Source organism: Amycolatopsis xylanica (assembly GCF_900107045.1).
Taxonomy (GTDB): domain Bacteria; phylum Actinomycetota; class Actinomycetes; order Mycobacteriales; family Pseudonocardiaceae; genus Amycolatopsis; species Amycolatopsis xylanica.
Map to the genome: position 1 here is coordinate 193,612 of NZ_FNON01000004.1, position 17,069 is coordinate 210,680.

The 17,069-nt window shown below is 70.1% G+C and carries 15 protein-coding genes; 2 read left to right on the forward strand and 13 right to left on the reverse strand.

Features of this window, described 5'->3' with window-relative positions; translation table 11 throughout:
* Positions 1-172: 172 nt before the first annotated feature.
* The 4 genes from BLV57_RS19815 to BLV57_RS19830 are packed head-to-tail and all read right to left on the reverse strand — an operon-like array spanning position 173 to position 3,465.
* Positions 173-913 (reverse strand): anti-sigma factor, encoded by a 741-nt coding sequence (locus tag BLV57_RS19815; RefSeq protein WP_091290831.1) that lies wholly within the window; start codon positions 911-913, stop codon positions 173-175.
* Positions 910-1,500, reverse strand: a complete 591-nt coding sequence (sigK, locus tag BLV57_RS19820) for an ECF RNA polymerase sigma factor SigK (RefSeq protein WP_091290834.1) — start codon at positions 1,498-1,500, stop codon at positions 910-912. Before sigK ends, BLV57_RS19815 begins: the two co-directional genes overlap by 4 nt.
* On the reverse strand, positions 1,493-2,203 hold the full coding sequence (locus BLV57_RS19825) for a DUF1365 domain-containing protein (RefSeq protein WP_091291897.1): 711 nt from the start codon (positions 2,201-2,203) through the stop codon (positions 1,493-1,495). The genes sigK and BLV57_RS19825 overlap by 8 nt, the downstream gene beginning before the upstream one ends.
* Positions 2,197-3,465: an NAD(P)/FAD-dependent oxidoreductase gene (locus BLV57_RS19830; protein WP_091290836.1), complete on the reverse strand. Its 1,269-nt coding sequence runs from the start codon at positions 3,463-3,465 to the stop codon at positions 2,197-2,199. The genes BLV57_RS19825 and BLV57_RS19830 overlap by 7 nt, the downstream gene beginning before the upstream one ends.
* Positions 3,466-3,548: 83 nt before the next feature.
* Between BLV57_RS19830 and BLV57_RS19835 the strand changes: the two genes are divergently transcribed.
* Complete coding sequence (locus BLV57_RS19835; RefSeq protein ID WP_091290838.1) at positions 3,549-4,814, forward strand: SAM-dependent methyltransferase; 1,266 nt, start codon at positions 3,549-3,551, stop codon at positions 4,812-4,814.
* Complete coding sequence (locus BLV57_RS19840; protein ID WP_091290841.1) at positions 4,811-5,575, forward strand: DUF1295 domain-containing protein; 765 nt, start codon at positions 4,811-4,813, stop codon at positions 5,573-5,575. Before BLV57_RS19835 ends, BLV57_RS19840 begins: the two co-directional genes overlap by 4 nt.
* Here the strand turns inward: BLV57_RS19840 and BLV57_RS19845 are convergent.
* The 9 genes from BLV57_RS19845 to BLV57_RS19885 all read right to left on the reverse strand — a co-directional run bounded on the left by BLV57_RS19845 (position 5,562) and on the right by BLV57_RS19885 (position 16,909).
* Positions 5,562-6,068 carry a DinB family protein gene (locus tag BLV57_RS19845; RefSeq protein ID WP_091290843.1) on the reverse strand — a complete coding sequence of 169 codons (507 nt, stop codon included), beginning with the start codon at positions 6,066-6,068 and terminating at the stop codon, positions 5,562-5,564. The two genes, BLV57_RS19840 and BLV57_RS19845, sit on opposite strands and share 14 nt — an antisense overlap.
* 534 nt (positions 6,069-6,602) lie before the next feature.
* A complete protein-coding gene (locus tag BLV57_RS19850; protein ID WP_091290847.1) occupies positions 6,603-7,436 on the reverse strand; it encodes a cell division protein FtsQ/DivIB in 834 nt (277 codons plus the stop codon).
* The gene (gene murC, locus BLV57_RS19855; protein ID WP_091291899.1) at positions 7,437-8,840 is read right to left on the reverse strand and encodes a UDP-N-acetylmuramate--L-alanine ligase; all 1,404 of its coding nucleotides are present in this window, start codon (positions 8,838-8,840) and stop codon (positions 7,437-7,439) included.
* Positions 8,833-9,957, reverse strand: coding sequence for an undecaprenyldiphospho-muramoylpentapeptide beta-N-acetylglucosaminyltransferase (gene murG, locus BLV57_RS19860; protein WP_091290849.1), 1,125 nt, complete (start codon positions 9,955-9,957; stop codon positions 8,833-8,835). Before murG ends, murC begins: the two co-directional genes overlap by 8 nt.
* Positions 9,954-11,402: a putative lipid II flippase FtsW gene (gene ftsW / locus BLV57_RS19865; protein WP_091290852.1), complete on the reverse strand. Its 1,449-nt coding sequence runs from the start codon at positions 11,400-11,402 to the stop codon at positions 9,954-9,956. The genes murG and ftsW overlap by 4 nt, the downstream gene beginning before the upstream one ends.
* Positions 11,389-12,801, reverse strand: a complete 1,413-nt coding sequence (gene murD / locus BLV57_RS19870) for a UDP-N-acetylmuramoyl-L-alanine--D-glutamate ligase (RefSeq protein ID WP_091290855.1) — start codon at positions 12,799-12,801, stop codon at positions 11,389-11,391. Before murD ends, ftsW begins: the two co-directional genes overlap by 14 nt.
* A gap of 3 nt (positions 12,802-12,804) precedes the next feature.
* Positions 12,805-13,887: a phospho-N-acetylmuramoyl-pentapeptide-transferase gene (gene mraY / locus BLV57_RS19875; RefSeq protein ID WP_091290857.1), complete on the reverse strand. Its 1,083-nt coding sequence runs from the start codon at positions 13,885-13,887 to the stop codon at positions 12,805-12,807.
* Entirely contained in the window at positions 13,884-15,383 is a 1,500-nt protein-coding gene (locus BLV57_RS19880) for a UDP-N-acetylmuramoyl-tripeptide--D-alanyl-D-alanine ligase (RefSeq protein ID WP_091290859.1), read from the reverse strand. Before BLV57_RS19880 ends, mraY begins: the two co-directional genes overlap by 4 nt.
* Complete coding sequence (locus BLV57_RS19885) at positions 15,380-16,909, reverse strand: UDP-N-acetylmuramoyl-L-alanyl-D-glutamate--2,6-diaminopimelate ligase (protein WP_091291901.1); 1,530 nt, start codon at positions 16,907-16,909, stop codon at positions 15,380-15,382. The genes BLV57_RS19880 and BLV57_RS19885 overlap by 4 nt, the downstream gene beginning before the upstream one ends.
* Between the last annotated feature and the right edge of the window lie 160 nt (positions 16,910-17,069).

Consider the following 17,069-nt stretch of genomic DNA (forward strand, 5'->3'; position numbering starts at 1 on the left):
TTTTCGTTCTGCCCGTACAGCCACGCTGGCAGCGTCGAACCCTCGACCTAAACCCTAGGCTGAGAGTTATGTCAACCACCTGCGTTGACTGGAAGGTAGGTAAAAGGAAGCCGTTAATCCAGTTGCCACGCCGTGTGTCGCCAAAACTGTGTAGCTACAGGGTTTTCCGTCATCAAGCCGTGAATACCCGCAAAAACGGGTTCGTGGTCGGTTCCGGTGACCCGCCCGCGGGCTCCAAAGTGACCGCGACCTGCGTGGTTCCGGTGACACCGGTGGCCAGCACGAGCTGCCCGCCCTCGGCTTTCGGCAGCACCCCCGCCGAGCGCGGGACACCGTCCTGGATCAGCCAGACCTGGTAATCCCGGTCGCCGGGACTCGGCAGCTTCGTCGCCATGAACATCATCTTGTCCAGCGAAGGCGACATGACCACGGTCCCGCCGCCGCCGATAGCCGAGCGCCCGTGCAGCGTCTGCGCGTCCGGCGCGGAGAGCAGTTCGGCCACCGGCGCGTACTTGGCCTGCGCGGTTTCCAGCCGGTTCTGCGCGTTCAGCGCGATGCCGCCGAAGACACCGGCGAGCGCGATCCCGACCACCGCCGCCGCGGTCGCCAGGAACACGGTCCAGCGCGGCACGCGCCTGGCCGCGCGGACGTTCTCCTCGGGCTCGACCGGCGCGGCGGGCGGCAGCTGCCTGGTCGCCCTGACCTCGGCGAGCACGCGTGCCTTGAGCCGGTCGCTCGTCTGCTCCTCGGCGACCGCCGCGCCGAGCCTGGCCGCGGTCGCGCGGAGTTCGCGGACCTCCTGCGCGCAGGACTCGCACTCCTCGATGTGCTGTTGGAAGCGCGCCCTTTCGTGCTCGGACAACGCGTTCACGGCGAAAGCGCCCGCGAGCGTGTGCATCTCCGGTGAGCTCATGCCGTCACCCCCAGACAGTCACGCAGCCGGATCAGCCCGTCCCGCAGCCGCGTCTTGATGGTTCCCTGCGGGGTCGACAGCACCTCGGCGACCTCGCGATACGTGTAACCCTGGTAATACGCGAGCAGCACCGATTCCCGTTGCAGCTCGGTCAGATTCGACAGGCATTTGCGCACCTGCGAGCGTTCCCAGCGTGAGGTGACCGCCTCGGCCACCTCGTCGAAGGGACGGTTCCTGGCGGCCTCGAAGGTCGCCTTCTGCTCGCGGTCGGTGCTCGCGCGCGCCGAGCGCACCCGGTCGACCGCGCGCCGGTGCGCCAGCGTGAGCGCCCAGTTCAGCGCGCTCCCCTTCTCCGGCGAGTACCGCGTGGCGGTCTTCCAGAGCTCGACGAGCACCTCCTGCGCGACCTCTTCGGACTGCGCGCCGTCGCGCACCACCCGGCGCACCAGGCCGAGCACCGGCCCGGCGAGCTTGTCGTAGAGCTGCTCGAACGCGCGCTCGTCGCCCTTCGCGACCCGCACGAGCAGGTCCTCGGCGCTCGGACCCGATGGCACCGGGGCGACGCGGGACCGTACCGGCTCATCCATTGCTCGTCTCCCGGATCAGCGGTGCCTTCTTCAGCCACAGTGTGACGCCGTGCTTGCGGATCAGCGCGGAGACGCGCTGCGGCAGCAGCGGCCTCGCCAGCAGCAAGCGGACGAGCGCCCGGCGGCCCGCCGGGCGGCGGACTCCGCGCAGGGTAGCGGTCAGCGAGACCTCACCGCGCTGGCGCAACGCCACGGTCACCGCGAGGAACGCGTCCGGGGGCGGCACGTGCATCCGGTACTCGCCGTCCATCGTCTGGAACGGAGACACGTAGAACTCCTTGTCCGTGCGCGCCGAGCCGTCGTAGTCGGGGTGCAGCAGGTACGCGTGGCGGCCCTTGTAGGTGTTGTGCACCTCGGCGACGACGCACGCGAGCTCGCCGTCCGGGTAGTGGCACCAGTACAGGGTGATCGGGTTGAACACGTAGCCGAGCACGCGCGCGCTGGCGAGCATCGCGACCTTGCCGCCGCGCAGGTCGACGTCGCGGGTGGCGAGCCAGGCGTCCAGTTTGGACCGGATGTCGCCAGGGTCGCCGGGTCCGAAGTGGTCACGGCCGTCGAAGCGGGCGAACGGCTTGAGGTACCAGGGAAGTTCGGGCAGGTCGTCGAGATCGACCAGCCACAGGTAGATCTGGTGCGCGAAGGAGTGCGGCGGGTCGATCCGCCGCACGTGCGCGACCGTGGCGTCGTAGAGCGCGGTCACCAGTCCACTCCGAACGATGCCGCGGCGCGCACGCCCGAAGCGCAGCCGTCCTCGTGGAAACCCCAGCCGTGGTAGGCGCCCGCGAAGGCGAGCTTGCCGTCGTTGAGCTCGGGCAGCCGCCGCTGGGCCGCGACGGACTCCGGCGTGTAGACCGGGTGCTCGTAGTTCATCTTCGCGATGACCGACGCCTCGGGCGGCGGGCTGGCCGGGTTGAGCGTGACGACGTACCCCTTCGGTTCGTTCAGGCACATCAGGCGGTTCATGTCGTAGCTGACCTGGACGGCGCCGTCGTGCGCGCCGCACTCGGCCGCCGAGTAGTTCCAGCCCGCCCGCGCGGCCTGCGCCGACGGGAGGATCGCGTCGTGCGTGTGCAGCCAGGCCTCGTTGGCGGAGTAGCGGAACGAACCCAGCAGCTCGGACTCGGCTGCGGTCGGCTTGGCGAGCATCCCCAAAGCCTGGTCCGCGTGCGCCGCGATGACCACCCGGTCCAGCGCGTGCACGGTGTCGGCGTCGTCGCGGACCTCCACGCCCCAGACCGTGCGCGAGACGCTGCGGACCGGTGTGGACAGATGCACGGCGGTGAGCTGCTTGACCGCGCGCTCGACGTACTCGCGGGAGCCCCCGGTGACCGTGCGCCACTGCGGTGAATCGCCGATCGAGAGCATGCCGTGGTTGCGCAGGAACTCGAACAGGTACCGCGCGGGGTAACGCAGGGTGTCCTTCCGGTCGGCCGACCACACGGTCGAGACCACCGGAAGCATGAAATGGTCGATGAAGTACTTCGAGTACCCGCCGATGGCGAGGAACGCGCCGATGGTGACGTCCCCCGCGTCCGTCGCGCGCAATAGCCGGTGCGCGTGCAGGTGGAAGCGCTTGACCTCGGCGAGCATGCGCAGGTACTTCGCGCGGCCCAGGTTGCGCGGCTGGGCGAACATGCCGCGCACGCCCCTGGCGCCCGCGTACTGCAGGCCACAGCCGTCGCAGCGGATGCTCATGGACATCTCGGTGTCCTGCGTGCGCACGCCGAGCTCGCCGAACAGCCGCAGCAGGTACGGGTAGGTCCGCTCGTTGTGCACGATGAACCCGGAGTCGACGCCGACGGTACCGCCGTGCGCGCTGGGCACGTCGTGCGTGTGGGCGTGCCCGCCGAGCCGGTCGTCCGCCTCGAACAACAGGACGTCGTAGCGCCGTTGCAGCAGGTAGGCCGCGGTCAGTCCGGCCACCCCGCCGCCGACCACGCCGATGCGTTGCTTGGATGTCTGCACGAAGGTGGTTCGGAGCAGGTTCGTGCTCGGATTGGGGCGGGTTCCGGACCAATCCCTTCGCCACCCGGCGCCGAACCACGGATATGCCGAACAGCAGCTGCCATCGCCTCGTGACATTCGTGGAGAAGCTTCTCGGGGTTTCACTCCCGGTGGGCCTTCGAACCTGGGACGGCGTGCGGATTGGTCCGGCGGGCGCGCCGACCGTGGTGCTGCGCAACCGCAGGGCGCTGCGCCGCCTGCTCTACTCCCCCGGCGAGCTCGGGCTCGCGCGCGCGTACGTCTCCGGTGATCTCGACGTCGAAGGTGACCTCACCGAGGGTTTCCGGCGGATCTGGGCGCTCACCCGATCCGGTGTGCTCAGCCGGGTGAAGCTCGGACCCCGCGACTGGGCCGAAGCCGTCCGGCTCGCGGCCTCGCTCGGGGTGCTCGGGCCGCCGCCGCGTCCGCCGGCCGAGGAAGCGCGACTCACCGGCAAGCTGCACAGCCTGCTGCGCGACAAGGCCGCGATCGCCCACCACTACGACACGAGCAATGCCTTCTACCAGCTGTTACTCGACGAATCCATGGCCTACTCGTCCGCGTACTTCCGCTCGGCGGAGACCTCGCTGGCGCAGGCACAGTGGGACAAGCTGGAGATGATCTGCCGCAAGCTGGACCTGCGGCCGGGCATGCGCCTGCTGGACGTCGGCTGCGGCTGGGGTTCGCTGCTCGTCCACGCCGCGAAACATCACGGTGTCGAAGCCGTCGGCATCACGCTGTCCGCCGAACAGCTGGAGCACATCCGCGGGCGGCTCGCCGAGCACGATCTCACCGATCGGGTGGAGGTCCGCCGCCAGGACTACCGCGAGTTGGCCGACGAGCCGTTCGACGCCGTCGCGTCCATAGAGATGGGTGAGCACGTCGGCGAGGACAACTACCCGACGTACACGAGCACGTTGTTCCGCATGCTCAAACCCACCGGCAGGCTCGTGCTGCAGCAGATGTCGCGCGGCGCGGTGGCGCCGGGCGGCGGCGCGTTCATCGAGCGGTACATCGCGCCGGACATGACCATGCGGCCGGTGTCCCGGACGCTGGGGCATCTCGAGTCGGCAGGCTTCGAAATCCGCGATGTGCACGCGATGCGGGAACACTATGTCGACACCGTGCGTGCTTGGACTGCCACACTGGAGTCACGCTGGGATGATGCGGTGGCCTTGATCGGCGAAGCGGGCGCGCGGGTGTGGCGCCTGTATCTCGTCGGCGGCGCCATGGCCTTCGAAGAGAACAGGATGGGCGTGGATCAGATTCTCGCGGTGCGGCCGACGGACGAGGGATCGAGCGGGATGCCGGCCACCCGCGAGTTCGCATGATCGCCACGACACTGGCCGTCAACGCGGGCGTCACGCTCGTCTCGGTCACGCTGACGTTCGCCATCGCGGTGGCCCGCAAGCGCTGGGACACCATCGACACCTTCTGGGGCCTCGGCTTCGCGATCGTCGCGGTGACGAGCTTCGTGGTCGCGGACACCCCGTTCGTGGTGATGGCGCTGACCGTGATCTGGGGCGTCCGGCTGGCGGTGCACCTGCACCTGCGCAACCACGGCCTCCCGGAGGACCCGCGCTACGTGAAGATGGCCAAGCGCATGGGCCCGAACCCGGCGCTGCCGATGTTCCTGCGGGTGTACCTGCTGCAGGCGGTGATCCTGTGGTTCGTCTCGCTGCCGGTCCAGCTCGCGTCCGGCTGGGGCTGGGTGAGCTGGCTCGGCGTGGCCTTGTGGATCGTCGGCTTCGCGTTCGAGACGGTCGGCGACGACCAGCTGCGCCGCTTCAAGGCCGACCCGGCGAACAAGGGCAAGGTGCTCGACACCGGCTTGTGGCGCTACACCCGGCACCCCAACTACTTCGGCGACGCCTGCCTCTGGTGGGGCTTGTACCTGATGGCGTGCACGACGTGGGCGGGCGCGGCGACGATCCTGTCGCCGATCGCGATGACGTACCTGCTGGCGAAGGGGACCGGGAAACCGTTGCTGGAGAAGGGCATGCGGCGTTCCCGGCCCGGCTACGCCTACTACGTCGAGCGCACCAGCGGCTTCTTCCCGTTGCCACCGCGCAAGAACGTCACTCCCCGGTAAGCCCGTCGGTCAGTTCCCGCAGCAGATCGAGGTGACCGGCGTGCCGGGCGGTCTCCTCGATCATGTGGGTGACGACCCAGCGCACGTTCACGCGCTTGTCCCGGTACGGCACCTCGTGATCGAAGCCGAGTTTCGCGACGATCTCACTGCACTTGCGGCACTCGTTCTCGTAGTCCTCGATGATCTGGCTCAGCGGCTTTTCGAGTGCCTCGAGGAACTCGGCGTCCGGGTCGACGTCGAGCCGCGCCTTCCAGCGGTCCTCCTGGCCGTTGACGATGACGCCGAACCAGTACTCCTCGACGAGGTACAGGTGGTTCACGATCCCCGCGATCGTGAACAGCTTGCTCGGCAGGAGGGCTTGGCGGGCCTGCTCGTCGGTGAGACCACTCGCCTTCCACACCACGGTCGCCCGCAGGAAGTCGAGGAAACCGGTCAGCTGGGCGCGCTCGTCCCCGACCATCGCCGGTTCGGGCCGCTTGGGTTCTTCGCTCATGCCCGCAGTCTGCCTCAGCGGCCCGACACTTTCGCACCATTTCCCCGGACCTGGGGTGCCCCGACTGTATGAAGGCTCCCTTCATACAGTCAGAGTGAAGAGTCCCGACAAAGTCGGCGGCGCGGACACGCGAAATCCGAGTTTGAGCCACCCAGTGACCCAAACTCGGGTTTCGCGAAGATCAACTTGTCCCCCAGGCCGTCAGCCACACCCAAGCAAATGTCCACAAAGGACCAATACCTCTACTATTTGTCCAGCTATATCGCTTTTATCCGACTTCCTAAGTGCTGCGGAAGGAGTGAACGCCACGTTCACAAAGCTCATCGTTGTGAACGTGGCGTTCACGCATCCTGCCCACCCTGGATCGTCGACTTTGCCGGGGCCCTGCCGCCATAGAGGATGAAGGCTCCCCTCATACAGGGGTCCGCGAAGTCGGGGCACGCACCTTACAAGGGCCACCCTTGCGAAGCTGAGCGTTTCATGGGTGACCCTTGTAACGTGCGCCGCGTCAGGTCCAGGCGGGACGGCCCCGGCTCAGGAAACCGTGGGGAGTTCGGGGGCCGAGACGTCGTAGAGCTTGCCTTCTTGGGTGAGCAGGGCGGCGAGGACTTTGGCCTTGCGGTCGGTCTGGTCGGCATCGCCCCAGCGCACCGTTTTCCCGCTCGTCAAAGTGAATTCGACGCTCCCAGGCGTCTTCGCCGAGGCCGACACGATCTGCTTCTGCAGCTGCGGCGGGACGATGCCCAGCACCGCCGTGACCGCGCGGGTCACCGGGTCGTCGGCCGACACCAAGGGAAGCTTCAGCTCCGGAAGACCGGCGGGCTTTTCCTTCAGGGTCTTGAAAACGACTCCGCCGCCGTCGACGAGGTGGAAGCCGTCGCCCGCGGGGCCGGTGTCGAAGAACGCGATCGCCGCCCGCTCGGTCACCGAGATCTCGACCGTCGACGGCCACGACCGGGAGACCTCGACCGTGGCGATGCCGGGCATCGTCGCCACTCGATCGCGGATTTCGTCGGTGTCGAGTCGTAACATCGGTTTGTCCATCGGCGCCGCCGCGACCACCCGGATCTGGTCGGCGGAAACGCTTTGGGCGCCCACCACGAGAACCGAACGGAGGCCCAGCATCGAGCTGAAGAAAAGTAAATACACGAAAGCCGCGACGGTGAGCACGCTCAGCAGCGCGATCCACCTGCGGCGCAGGCCCGCCCGCCTGGCGGGCGAGGGGGCCGTGCGACGGCGTTCGGCTTCGGTGCGGCGGCCACGCCGGGCCCGTGCCTGCTCCGCGGGAGCGGCACCCGGGCGGACCTCACCCGGAGGTCCCTCGCCCGGGTGAGCTCGGCGCGGACGGCGCTGACCGGTGGCAGGCAACTAGACCCGCCGATCCAGCTCGGCGAGGATCTCCGGGCCCAGCTGCGTCACGTCGCCCGCGCCCATGGTCACCACCAGATCACCGGGCTTCGCCAGGTCGGCCACCATCGGCGCGACGACGTCGAACGCGGGCTCGTAGTGCACGGGCACGCCGGCGATCTGGTCGGCGATGAGCGCTCCGGTCACCCCGGGCTCCGGCTGCTCGCGCGCGCCGTAGATGTCGAGGACGACCACCTCGTCCGCGAGCGCCAGCGCGGACGCGAACTCGGCCGAGAAGGTCTTGGTGCGCGAGTACAGGTGCGGCTGGAAGACCACGACCACCCGGCCGGTGCCCGCCGCGTGCCGGACCGCGCGCAGCTGCGCGGCGACCTCGGTGGGGTGATGGGCGTAGTCGTCGTAGACGCGGACGTCGGCGGCGCGGCCCTTGAACTCGAAGCGGCGGCGGACACCGCCGAACGCGGCGAGGCCCTCGGCCAGCCCGTCGATCGGCGCGCCCAGCTCGACACCGGCGAGCAGCGCGGCGACCGCGTTGAGCGCCATGTGCTCGCCCGGCACCGCGACGCGGACCTCGAACTCCTTGCCGTCCAAGGAGATGCGGACGAGCCCGCCTTCGGGGCCCGGCGTGTAGTCGAGCACGCGCGCGTCCTCGGAGCCGGTGACCGTGCGGCCGTACCGCCGGACGCGCACGCCGTCGGCGGCCGCCTTGTCAGCGAGCTCGGCCGCTGGCGCGTCGTCCGCGCACACGATGAGCAGGCCGCCCGGCTCGATCCGCCGCACGAACTCGGTGAAGATCGCGACGTAGGCCTCGGCCGTGCCGTGGTGGTCCAGGTGATCGGGCTCCACATTGGTCACGACCGCGACCGACGGCGAATAAGTCAGGAACGAGCCGTCGCTCTCGTCGGCCTCGGCGACGAAGATGCCGCCGGTGCCGTGGTGCGCGTTCGCGCCGGACTCGTTGAGGTCGCCGCCGATGGCGAACGACGGGTCGAGCCTGCAGTGCTGCAGCGCGACCGTGAGCATCGACGTGGTCGAGGTCTTGCCGTGCGTGCCCGCGATACAGGCGACCCGGTGGCCCTCCATCAGCCCGGCCAGCGCCTGGGCGCGGTGCAGCACGGTGATGCCGCGGGCCCGCGCGGCCACCAGCTCAGGGTTGGTGTCCTTGATCGCCGTCGACACGACGACCGCCGACGGGCCGCCCTCGAAGGCGTCCAGGTTCTCGGCGCTCTGCCCGATGGCGATCTCGGCGCCCTGCGCGCGCAGCGTCAGGAACGCGCGCGAGTCCTTGGCGTCGGAGCCGGACACCTGCGCCCCCCGCGCGAGCAGGATGCGCGCGATGCCGCTCATCCCGGCGCCGCCGATGCCGATCAGATGAGCCCGGCTCAACACGTCAGGGACCTCAGACACCACAAGCCTCCAGCACGATCTTCGCCAGCACCTCGTCGGCCTCCCGGTGACCCAGGCCCACCGCCGCGGCGCTCATCTTCTTCACCCGCTCGGCGTCGGTCACCAGCGGCACCACCAGCTCGGCCACCTTGGCCGGGGTGAGGTCACCGTCGGCGACCATCAGCGCCGCGCCCGCGTCGACCGCGGGCTGGGCGTTGATCGCCTGCTCGCCGTTGCCGTGCGGCAGCGGGACGAACACCGCGGGCAGCCCGACCGCCGACACCTCGGCCGCGGCCATCGCGCCCGAGCGGCACACGACGACGTCGGCCGCAGCGTAGGCCAGATCCATCCGCTCCAGGTACGGAACGGGCACATAGGCGGGCTTGCCGGGGAATTCCTGCACGACCAGCGTGTTCTTCGGCCCGTGCGCGTGCAGCACGCCGATGCCCGCGTCCGCGAGCTCCTTGGCGGCGCCGGACAGCGCGTCGTTGATCGACCGGGCGCCCTGCGAGCCGCCGAACACCAGCAGCGTCGGCGCGTCCGGGTCCAGCCCGAAGAACTCGCGAGCCTCGGCGCGCAGCGCGGGGCGGTCGAGCGAGGTGATCGAGCGGCGCAGCGGGATGCCGACGACCTCCGCCTTGGCGATCGGGGTGCCGGGCACGGCGACGGCGACGCGCGCGGCGAACCGCGCGCCGACCTTGTTCGCCAGGCCGGGCGACTTGTTGGCCTCGTGCACCACGATCGGCGTCCGGCCGCGGGCCGCGAGATACGCGGGCAGCGCGACGTAGCCGCCGAAGCCGACCACGACGTCCGCGCCGACCCGGTCCAGCACGGCCCTGGTCTGCTTGACCGAATCGCGGACCTTCAGCGGCATGCGCAGCAGCTCGGTGGTCACCTTGCGCGGCAACGGCACCGGCGGGATCAGCTCCAGCTGGTAGCCACGCGCCGGGACCAGCTTGTTCTCGAGGCCTCGTTCGGTGCCCAGCGCGATGACCTTCGCGTCCGGGCGCAGCCGCATCACCGCGTCAGCGAGTGCCAGCGCCGGTTCGATGTGTCCTGCGGTGCCGCCGCCGGCGACCACGATCGTCGGCGCCTTGCCTGCGGCCGATCTCTCGGCACCCTTGACGGGCTCGCTCACTTACGACCTCTCCGTTTAACCTGACCGCGCGTTGCGGTCGATCTCCTGCCCGGTTCCCGGACCGACCGGCGCCGTTCCTGCGCCGGAGCGGGCCGCGCGACCCGCGCGGCGGGCCTGGCGGCCTTGCCGGTGGCCCGCACCGACCCCTTGCGCTTGGCCGGTGGGCGGTACGGGTCAGGGGCCGGGATCCGCAGCAGGCGTCCGAATTTACCTGGCCCCTGCGAACGCAGTGCGGCCACCGCCTCGGGTTCGTGCCGGGCCGCGTTGGCGAGGATGCCGAGGATCAGCATCGTCACCACCAGTGACGTGCCCCCGGCGGAGATCAGCGGCAGCGTGACCCCGGTGACCGGCAGCAGGCCGACCACGTAGCCGATGTTGATGGCGGCCTGCGCGACGAGGAACACCGTCAGCGTGCCCGCCACGATCCGGATCCACGGGTCGATGTTGCGGGTGGCGATCCGCAGGCCGACGATGGCGAGCCCGGCGAACAGGCTCAGCACGACCGCGCAGCCGATGAAGCCGAGCTCCTCGCCGATCAGCGCGAAGATGAAGTCGTTGTGCACGTTGGGCAGGTAGTTGTACTTCGACGGCCCCTGCCCGAGACCGCGGCCGAACAGCCCGCCGTCGGCGAGCGCGTACTTCGCCTGCAGCGCCTGGTACGAGGAACCCTTGGTGTCGGCGTCCGGCGAGAGGAACGAAAGCACCCGGTCGAGCCGGTACGACGAGATCAGCGCCAGCACGATCGCACCGGCGATACCGCCCGCGAAGATCACGCCGAACAGCCGTTTCGGCGCGCCCGCGAACCACAGCAGCGCGAACAGGACCACCGCGAGGGTGATGGTGCCACCGAGGTCGGGCTGCGCCATGACCAGCGCGAACATCAGCAGCGCGGCGGGCACCACCGGCACCATCAGGTGACGCCACTGGTTGAGCACGTTGTACTTCATCACCAGGATGTGCGCGCCCCACAGCGCGAGCGCCACCTTGGCGAACTCGACCGGCTGGAACGACACGAACCCGCCGATGTCGAACCAGCCCTGCGAGCCGAAGTGCTTGCTGCCGAGCGGGGTGAGCACCAGCACGAGCAGCAGCACGCTGCCGAGCATGGCCATCGACACGAACTGCCTGATCCGCTTGAGCGGCACGCGCAGGCCGATCAGGAACACGATCGAGCCGATGATCACGAAGATCACGTGCTTCTTGAACAGGCCGTACGCGCCGGCGCCGGTCTTCGGGTCGACCGAGGCCACCGAGGACGCGGAAAGCACCATCACGACGCCGATCACGCCGAGCAGGCCGGTCAGCGCCAGCACCAGGTGGAACGAGGCGAGCGGCCGCGAGAGCCACGCGGTCAGCGCGGTCCGGAACGCCGTGAAGCCACGTTCCGCGCGGACCCGGCGGCGCCTTTCGGGACTGGCCTGTGGTTCCTGCTCAACCGCCGTCATGGGTGGGCTCCCCGGCGAGACGATGAACCGCCGAGGCGAACGCGTCACCGCGATGCCCGTAGCTGCGGAACATGTCCAGCGACGCCGCGGCGGGCGCGAGCAGGACGACGTCACCGGGACGTGCCATCCTGCTGGCCGAGTGCACCGCTGCGGTCATGGGGTCATCGTCACCCGAAGGAAGCGTCTGAAGGGGGACATCCGGCGCGTGTCGGCTGACTGCGGCGGCGATCACGGGTGAATCCACGCCGAGTAGCACAACACCGCGCAGCCTGCCAGCGATCGAAGCCACCAGTTCGTCGACCGAAGCGCCCTTGAGCTGGCCGCCCGCGATCCACACGATATCGGCGTGCGCGTGCAGCGAGCCGCTCGCCGCGTGCGGATTGGTCGCCTTGGAGTCGTTGATGTAGCGGACCCCGCCGACCTCGGCGATCTCCTGCGCGCGGTGGGGCGCGGGCTGGTACTCGTGCAGGCCCTTGAGGATGTCCGCGGGCGAGACGCCGTGCGCCCGCGCGAGCGCGGCCGCGGCGAGCGCGTTGGCGACGTTGTGCGGACCGGCAGGGCGGACGTCGGCGAGCGTGCCGAGCTCCTCGGCCGCGTGCACGGGGTCCGGCACGAAAGCACGGTCCACCAGCAGGTCTTCGACGACGCCGAGCTCACCGGGCTTGGGCGTGTCCAGCCGGAACCCGACCCGGACGGCCTCGGCTGAGGCGTTCTCGTCGGCGAGGCGCCGCGACCACTCGTCGTTCAGGTTGTGCACGACGTGCTTCGAGTGGGTGTGGATCTTGCCCTTGGCGCGGGCGTACTCGTCCATCGAGCCGTGCCAGTCGATGTGGTCCTCGGCCAGGTTCAGCACGACCGACGCGAGCGGGGCCAGCGTCGACGACCAGTGCAGCTGGAAGCTCGACAGCTCCACGGCCAGCACCTCACGGCCCTCGAGCACCGCGTCCAGCACCGCGTAACCGACGTTTCCGCAGGCCACGGCGTCCGCGCCGGAGGCACGCAGCATCGACTCCAGCATGCCGACCGTGGTGGTCTTGCCGTTGGTGCCGGTGATGGCGAGCCACACCGGAGGGTTCTCGCGGGTCTGGCCGATGCGCCAGGCCAGCTCGACGTCACCGATGACCTCGATGCCCTGCTCGGCCGCCGCGACCAGCAACGGCGCAGTCGGGCGCCAGCCGGGGCTGGTCACGACCAGCGCGGTGCCCGCGGGTGGCTCGGACAGCCCCGGCATCAGCTCGGCACCCAGGCCGTCGAGCTCCGCGAGCCGCTCGGCGTTGCCGTCGGTGACGGTGACCTGAGCGCCCTGCGCGGTGAGCGCGCGGACCACCGACTTGCCGGTGACCCCCGCGCCCGCGACCAGAACGTGGGCTCCCGCGAGCTTCCCCGCTTGAAGAGGCACTGCTTATCCTCCGACGCCGAGTTGCTCGCTGTAGAACAGGCCGAGACCGAACATGCAGCAGATTCCGGACAGCAGCCAGAACCGGATGATGACCGTGGTCTCCGCCCACCCGGCGAGTTCGAAGTGGTGATGGAACGGCGCCATCCGGAACAGCCGTCTCCTGGTCGTCCTGAACACCGCGATCTGCGCGACCACCGAGATCATCTCGACCATGAACAGGCCGCCGATGACGATGGCGAGCAGCTCGGTGCGGGTGGTCATCGACAGCCCGGCGACCAGGCCGCCCAGTGCCAGCGAACCGGTGTCACCCATGAAGATCTTGGCGGGCGCGGCGTTCCACCAGAGGAAGCCGACGCAGGCGCCGGTGGCCGCGGCGGCGACCACGGCCAGGTCCAGCGGGTCGCGGACGTTGTAGCAGGCGGGCTGGACGGCGTCGGCGCAGCTGAGCCTGGCCTGCCAGAACGCGATGACCACGTACGTCGCGAGCACCATCGCGGCGGACCCGCCGGCGAGGCCGTCGAGGCCGTCGGTGAAGTTCACCGCGTTCGACCAGCCGGAGATCACGATGTAGCAGAAGATGATGAAGAAGACCGACGGGAAGGCGATCAGCGCCAGGTCACGCGTGTACGACAGGCTCTCCGACGCGGGGGTGAGCCCGTGCGAGTCGGCGAAGTTCAGCGCGAGGATCGCGAACACGATCGCGACGACCAGCTGGCCGACCAGCTTCGCGGTCTTGTTCAGGCCGAGGTTGCGCTGCTTGCGGATCTTGATGAAGTCGTCGAGGAACCCGACGACGCCCAGCGCGACCGCGAGGAACAGCACCAGCAGCCCGGACGCCGACGGCGCCGCGCTCTTGGAGCCGCTCATCCACTGGATGAGGTGCGCGACGAAGTAGCCGACCACCATGGCGAGCACGATGGCCACACCACCCATGGTCGGCGTACCGCGCTTGGACTTGTGACCTGCCGGGCCTTCCTCGCGGATCTCCTGGCCGAAACCCTGCCGCGAGAACACCCTGATGAGATAGGGCGTGAGCAGGATGGAGACCAGCAGGCCCGCGGCGGCCGCGATCAGGATGCTGATCACGCGTCACCACCGTTCGAGCGTTCTTGGGATTCTGGGGAGAGCTGTTCTGGGGAGAGCAGAGCGTCGGCCACCCGCCACAGCGCGGCGGCCTTGGAAGCCTTGACGAGGACCACGTCCTGTGGCCGGAGCTGATCATGCAGTAACGCCACCGCGGCCTCGACGTCGGGTACCAGCATCGATTCCTCGCCCCAGGAGCCCTCCTGGGTGGCGCCCTGGTGCATCGCGGCGGCCTCCGGCCCGATCACGACGAGCTTCTTGATGTTCAGCCGGACGACCAGCCGCCCGATCTCGTCGTGCGCGGTCACCGAGTCCGAGCCGAGCTCGCCCATCACGCCGAGCACCGCCCAGGACCGGCGGCCCTCGCTCATCGACGCGAGCGTCTTGAGCGCGGCGCGCATGGACTCCGGGTTGGCGTTGAACGAGTCGTTGACGATCGTGACGCCGTCGGCACGCGTGGTGACCTCCATGCGGCGCGCGGAGCGCCGCTCGACGGCCGAGAGCCACGCGGCGACGTCCTCGACCGAAGCGCCGAGTTCGAGCGCGACAGCGGCCGCTGAGAGCGCGTTGCCGACATGGTGCTCACCGAACAGCGGCAGCTTGACGCCTGCCTCACCGTCCGCGGTGATGAGCCGGAAGGAGGCACGGGCCTGGTCGTCGAGCGTCACGTCCGTCGCGCGGACGTGCGCGGACGCGCTCTCGCCGACGAACACCACGCGGGCCTTCGTGCGGCTCGCCATGGCCGCGACCAGCGGGTCGTCGGCGTTGAGGATCGCGACGCCGTCCTCGGGCAGCGCCTCGACGAGCTCGCCCTTGGTCTTGGCGATGCCCTCGCGCGAGCCGAACTCGCCGACGTGCGCGGTGCCGACGTTGAGCACGACGCCGATCTTCGGCGGCGCGATCGCGGCCAGCTCGGCGATGTGCCCCGGCCCGCGCGCGGACAGCTCGAGCACGAGGTGGCGGGTGGACGCGTCGGCGCGCAGCGCGGTCCACGGGTGGCCGAGCTCGTTGTTGAACGACCCCGGCGGCGCGATGGTGGTGCCGAGCGGCTCCAGCACCTGCGCGATGAGGTCCTTGGTCGAGGTCTTGCCGGACGAGCCGGTGACGCCGACGACCGTCAGGTGGTCGCCGGACAGCGTCTGCACGACGTGGCGCGCGAGCTTGGCGAGCGCGGCCAGCACCGAGGCGCCCGCGCCGTCCTTGTCACCGGTCAGCGCGACCGAGCGCTCGTGCGCCTCGCCCTCGGCGAGTGGCGGCACGATGATCGCGGGCGCGTCGACCTCGCGGGCGGCGAGCACGGCGACCGCGCCGGACTCGATCGCCTTGGCGGCGAAGTCGTGCCCGTCGACCTTCTGGCCGGGCAGCGCGAGGAACAGGCCGCCGGGCGTCAGCTGCCGGGAGTCGAACTCCACGGACCCGGTGACGCGTGGCGTGCCGTCGGTGTTGTGCAGACGGCCGCCGACGACCTCGGCGATCTCGGCCAGGCTCAGCTCGATCACACGCTCACCTCTTGGAATTTCCGGATGGCGGCCTCGAGCTCGTCGCGGTCGGAGAAGGGGTGCACGACCCCGTGGATCTCCTGGCCGCTCTCGTGGCCCTTGCCCGCGATGAACACGACGTCGCCGGGCTGGGCCAGCTCGACGGCGCGGTTGATGGCCTCGCGGCGGTCGCCGATCTCGACGACCTCACCGCCGTCCGCGGCTTTGCGCGCGCCTTCGAGCATCGCGGCGCGGATCGCGGCCGGGTCCTCGGAGCGCGGGTTGTCGTCGGTGATGATCAGGATCTCGCTGCGCTGGGCCGCGGCCTCCCCCATCATCGGGCGCTTGGCGGTGTCGCGGTCGCCGCCGCAGCCGAGCACGGTGATGATCCGGCCGTCGGCGCGGGCACGCAACGCGTCCAGGCCCTGCGCCACGGCGGCGGGCTTGTGCGCGTAGTCGACGACCGCGGTGAACGGCTGGCCCAGGTGGACCCGCTCCATCCGGCCAGGCACGGAGACGGTGGCGAGCCCGGTGAGGATGTGGCTCAGCTCGACGCCCGCGCTGTCCAGGATGGCGGCCGCGAGCACGGCGTTGGCCACGTTGAACGCGCCCGGCATCGGGATGGTGGCCCGCACCGGCGCGGCGGCGGGGCTGTGCAGCACGAAGTTCTGCTCGCCGGTCGGCAGGCTGACCAGCTCGGTCGCGTGCCAGGCGGCGCCGGCGTCTTCGACCGAGACGGTGACCGTGTGCGGCGTGACCAGCTTGCGGCCCCATTCGCCGTCGATCACGACGACCTCGGTGGTCGACCGGCCGTCGAACAGCATCGCCTTCGCCGCGAAGTAGTCGTCCATGTCGCGGTGGAAGTCCAGGTGGTCCTGCGACAGGTTGGTGAACGCGCCGACCGCGAACCGGGTGCCGTTGGCGCGGCCGAGCGCGAGCGCGTGGCTGGACACCTCCATCGGCACGTGCGTGACGCCCGCTTCGGCCATCACCGCGAGCAGCGCCTGCAGGTCCGGCGCCTCGGGCGTGGTGAACCCGCTGGCGAGCCGCTCACCCGCGATCCGGGTCTCGACGGTGCCGATCAGCCCGGTGGTCCGGCCAGCGGCGGCGAGGCCGGAGTCGATCAGGTACGCGGTGGTGGTCTTGCCCGAGGTGCCGGTGACACCGAGTACCGACAGCTTCAGCGACGGCTCGCCGTAGATCCAGGCGGCCACCGAGCCCAGCACCTGGCGGGGCTCCGGGTGGATCAGCACGGGGACGGGCGCGTCGCGGAGGAACCGCGCGCCGTTCTCGTCGGTCAGCACGGCGGCGGCGCCTGCGGCGATCGCGTCGGCGGCGAACTCGGCACCGTGCACCCTGGCGCCCGGCAGCGCGGCGAACAGGTCGCCGGGCAGCACGTGCTGACCGCGCAGCGTCGCGCCGGTCACGGCCACCCCGCCGGAGTGGTCGGCCTCGGCGGACAGGCGTGCGTCGGCGCGAGCGAGCAGCGTCGTGAGCGCCACCGGTTCGATCCTGGCCGGGCGCGGCGGCGGGGCCACCGCCTTCACCGGGCTGTCCGGGACCCGCGCGTTCGGATCGTTGTTGACAGACACAGCACGAGAGGCTATCCGGTTCGCATTCGGGTGAAGAAAGGCGGTACGGCGTAGGCGGCCGACGATCTTCGCCATGGTATGAGACTCGCCAACCTGCCTTGCCGCGCAAGGAAAA